We start from the raw sequence: 840 nt of genomic DNA on the forward strand, positions 1-840 counted from the left end.
CGACGAAGGCGACGTAGACGACGCCGGCCCAGGTCGCCACGTGCGTGAAGTCCGCGACCCAGCAGCGGTTCGGTGCGGGGGCGAGGAAGTTGCGCTCGACGCGGTCCGGTGCCCGCTCGGCGGTCTGGTCCGGGATGGTGGTGACGTGCTTCTTGCCGCGGACGGCGCCGGTGATGCCCAGCTCGCGCATGAGGCGCTCGACGGTGCAGCGGGCCACCTCGTGGCCTTGGCGGTTCAGCTCGCGCCAGATCTTCCTGGCCCCGTAGACACGGTAGTTGGATGTGTAGACCTCTTTGATCAGCTCCTTCAGCCCGGCGTCGCGCTGTTGCCGCGCGGACGGTTCGGCCAGCCGTTTCTTGTGGGCGTAGTAAGTGGAGGGGGCGATCTTGCAGTCGTGCTCGGTCAGCACGCGGCAGATCGGATCGACACCGCCGAAGCGGCCCCGGTGCTCGTCGACGAAGGCTACGAGCGTGTGTGTGGCCGGTCGATCTCGGCCGCGAAGAAACTCGCTGCGGCCTTGAGGATCTCGTTCGCCCGCTTCAGCTCGGCGTTCTCCTTCTTCAGCGCCTTGATCTGCGCGGACTCCTCTGTTGTCGTCCCCGGCCGCTGCCCGGTGTCGATCTGGTCCTGGCGGATCCACTTGCGCAGCGTCTCGCGCGTTTTGATGCCCAGCTTCGCGACGACCGCGTTGATCGCGGCGGACTCGGTCGGGTAGTCGCCGCGGATCTCGGCGACCATGCGCACCGCGCGCCTGCGCAGCTCAGGAGGGTAGGAAGAAGGTCGTGCCATGACTCGAATCCTCGCATGAAATCGAGTCTCTATTCGACCCGGGGCGGTTCA

At 66.9% G+C, this 840-nt stretch carries 1 pseudogene; it reads right to left on the minus strand.

What is annotated here, in order from left to right:
- Positions 1 to 789: pseudogene (locus tag OSB71_RS24230) on the minus strand (IS3 family transposase); the annotation flags it as partial.
- Positions 790 to 840 lie beyond the last annotated feature (51 nt).

Source organism: Streptomyces marinisediminis (assembly GCF_026262575.1).
GTDB lineage: Bacteria > Actinomycetota > Actinomycetes > Streptomycetales > Streptomycetaceae > Streptomyces > Streptomyces marinisediminis.